Genomic DNA, 3,020 nt, shown 5'->3' with positions numbered 1-3,020 from the left:
GCGCTGGTCGCGTGGGACGGCGGCCGCGCAGCGACGCGGGCCGTGACGGGTGCCCTGCCGCTGCTGCGCGCCGCCTCGCGGGTGACCGTGGTCGACTTCGGCGGCGCAGATGCCCCGGCCGGCATCGTGGAAGACCCGTGTGCCGCACTGGGCGCGTGGCTGGGCCGGCACGGCGTAACCGCGCGTTGCGGACGCCGCCCGCTCGCGCCCGACGTGGGCGAAGCGCTGTTGGCGGAAGCGGCGGGCCTGGGTGCCGGCCTGCTTGTGATGGGCGCCTACGGGCACCCGCGCCTGCGCGAGATCGTGCTGGGCGGCGTGACGGAGACGATCCTGCACACAATGACGCTCCCCGTGCTGTTAGCACACTGATATTTTTACGGCGGAATCAGCCGTTTTTGATGCAGATCAAACAATAAATCGGCTGAGCCCAACACACTGCTCCTCATCGACACGAATTTGAGGTCTATCATGCATTTCGCCTCTCCAGCTATCGCCCCGCTCATCGCATTGCGACGATGCCGCCGTGACCTGTGCGCCCGCGTCGCGGCCCTGCGCGCCCAACCGGACGACGTCTTCATGCACGACTTCCCGGCCATCGTCACGGCCGTGGAAGCCGGTTTCCGGCACGAGGAAACCCTGCTGGAACTGCTGGGCGACGCCGGCCTGCATCCGCGCCGCGCGGACCGCGCCGTGATCCTGTGCGCGCTGCACCGCACGCTGCCCCAGGTCGAAGGCGGCGACATCGCGCTGGGCCGGCAGGTGGCCGACGCGCTCGACGCCGTGCTGGCGCTCCCGTGGGACCCGGCCGCCGCGCACGTCGCGCACGCACACACGATGGACGCGCATGTCGCCGACGCGCATGTCGCCAACGCGCATGTCGCCAACGCGCACGTCGCCGAACACCCGATGACGACGGCGCAGCGGCGCCGCGTGCGCTCGCGCCAGCGCCCGGCCGCGCGCGCATTGAGCGTGCACTGAGCACGGCCATGGCCTACAAGACCATCCTCGTCCACGCCGACGGCTCGCGTCACGCGGCCGCGCGCATCCGCTACGCCGCCACGCTCGCGCGCGCGCACGGCGCCATGCTGCTGGGCGCCGCGTTCACCGGCATCTCCCGCGCCGTGTTCCCGGATGGTTTCGACAATCGCCCGGACACGCTCGCCGCCAGCTGTTTCGAACCGCTCGCCGATAACGCCCGGCGCGCCCTGGACGCCTGCACGGCGATCGCGGCAGACGTCGGCGTCGCCTGCGACCCGCGCCTCGTGTCCGACCAGCCCGACGACGGCCTGGCCCTGCTGGCGCGCTTCGCCGACCTGGTCGTCGTCAGCCAGGACGATCCCGACGAAGCGCCGGCGGGTAGCGTCGTGCGTATCCCGGACTATGTGATCCTGAAGTCTGCCCGCCCGGTGCTCGTCCTGCCCCGGTGCGACACGCCGGCCGCCGTGCCCACCCGCGCGCTGCTGGCGTGGAACGGCAGCAAGGAAGCCGCGTTCGCGCTCGCCGCCGCGCTGCCGCTGCTGCAGGGCGCGGGCGCCGTCACGATCGCCGACCTGGCAGGCACCGCGCATCATGCATATCGCGAACAGCTGGACGAGCTCCAGGGCTGGCTGGGGCGCCATGGCGTACCGGCGGACAGCCTGCTGGCCGCGGCGGAAGGCGACCACGGCCGCGCCCTGCTCGACCTGGCGCAGGCGCGCGGCTGCGACCTGCTCGTGCGCGTGGGCACAGGGGTGTGTTTAGCACAGGGACATAGGTAACACATGTCTAGAGACATGGGTGACACTACCTGGTCGTCATTTTAGCGGCGGTGAGGTCGATTTGGCCGACCTCTTTATGGCAAAAGATGATCTTTAGCACGCCGTCCTTTTCTGTCGGTCGGATGGCGACGCTTTCTTGATACAGTCCTTCGCCGACGAAGTACACGCCGCCTTTGTAGTTGATTTGGCCGTGGCGGCGTACGGTGCGTACAGTCTCGCCTTCGTCATACTCGACGGGCGGTAGTTCGGCGGGAAAGAGGCGAGCACTTTGCGTGTAGCGGGTCGAGGGCGTCTTTTGCTCCAGCGCTTCGTGCGGCCGAACCTGATTGTATTGGTCGCGCCAGAGGTCGAAGGCCTCCTGGCATGCACGAAGCGAGGTGAAGCCAAAACGGTTGAGGAGCTCACGTTTGAGCGTTCGGTGAAACCGCTCGGCTTTGCCTTGCGTTTGTGGATGATACGGCGTGCTGTGCCCGACTCGAATGCCTAATCGGATGAGCCAGACTTCAAGCCGGGACAGCGAGCCATGGCCGCCGGTACCCCAAGGCGTGCCGTTGTCACAGGTGATCCGCTCGGGCATGCCGTAGGTGCGAAACGTCTGCGTCAGCACGTCCTTTACCGTCTGTCCATCCTCTCCCTTGCAAGCGGTCAGACAGACAGAGAATCGCGAGTGGTCATCCAGGATCGTCAACGGATGACAGCGTCCGGCCTTCTCGTCGGTCAGTGCAAAATGGCCCTTGAAGTCCATCTGCCAGAGCTGGTTCGGCGCCTCGTGTYCGAAGCGCCCCTTTGCCGCATTGGTCACATCTGCATGCGGCACCAATTGCCTGCCGTGGCGACGCAAAATGGCCGAGATAGTGTTGGGATGCGGCGTGCCGAATTTTTCTGGCAGTAGCGCCTTGAGCTTGCGCGCTCCCCAGCATGGATGCTTATCGTGCAGTGCTACAACCGCCGCTTCCAGTTCGTCGGTACTGCGTTTGGGCGATGAATGCGGACGGCGGGACCGGTCTTCCAACCCTTCTGTACCATGTTTCAAATACAGATCACGCCACTTGTAGCCAGTCTTACGGCTGACGCCGAAAGACTGGCAAAGGGCCTGCATATTCACATCAGGTGCAGTCGCCAGGCGAGCAAATTCAAGACGAGAAGACATTCGGGAACTCTCCTTCCAAGGCATTGCACGCTCCGATTGTTAGCTGTGCAATGATCATAAAAGGTGTTACCTATGTCTCTAGACAAGTGTTACCCATGTCTATGTGCTGAACA

The 3,020-nt window shown here is 65.6% G+C and carries 4 protein-coding genes; 3 read left to right on the top strand and 1 reads right to left on the bottom strand.

Going from position 1 to position 3,020, the window contains the following annotated elements; genetic code table 11:
- The 3 genes from AC1DYX_RS30600 to AC1DYX_RS30590 form a co-directional block, all read left to right on the top strand.
- Positions 1–369: universal stress protein (locus AC1DYX_RS30600; protein WP_477265909.1), on the top strand; the 369-nt coding region annotated here is incomplete at its 5' end.
- A gap of 99 nt (positions 370–468) precedes the next feature.
- Positions 469–978: a hypothetical protein gene (locus tag AC1DYX_RS30595; protein ID WP_477265907.1), complete on the top strand. Its 510-nt coding sequence runs from the start codon at positions 469–471 to the stop codon at positions 976–978.
- Between the two features lie 8 nt (positions 979–986).
- Positions 987–1,757: a universal stress protein gene (locus AC1DYX_RS30590; protein ID WP_477265905.1), complete on the top strand. Its 771-nt coding sequence runs from the start codon at positions 987–989 to the stop codon at positions 1,755–1,757.
- A 25-nt stretch (positions 1,758–1,782) separates the two neighbouring features.
- Here the strand turns inward: AC1DYX_RS30590 and AC1DYX_RS30585 are convergent, their stop codons facing one another.
- Positions 1,783–2,907: an IS481 family transposase gene (locus AC1DYX_RS30585; protein ID WP_477265903.1), complete on the bottom strand. Its 1,125-nt coding sequence runs from the start codon at positions 2,905–2,907 to the stop codon at positions 1,783–1,785.
- Positions 2,908–3,020: the final 113 nt, after the last annotated feature.

The organism is Massilia sp. P2_C2 (assembly GCF_056404615.1).
Note: the sequence above shows the minus strand (reverse complement) of the source record. Positions and strands in the feature narration are given on the sequence as shown.

Coding starts and splice junctions, on each gene's coding strand:
- AC1DYX_RS30590 (WP_477265905.1), top strand. CDS start 987: ATGGCCTACAAGACCATCCTCGTCCACGCCGACGGCTCGCGTCACGCG.
- AC1DYX_RS30595 (WP_477265907.1), top strand. CDS start 469: ATGCATTTCGCCTCTCCAGCTATCGCCCCGCTCATCGCATTGCGACGA.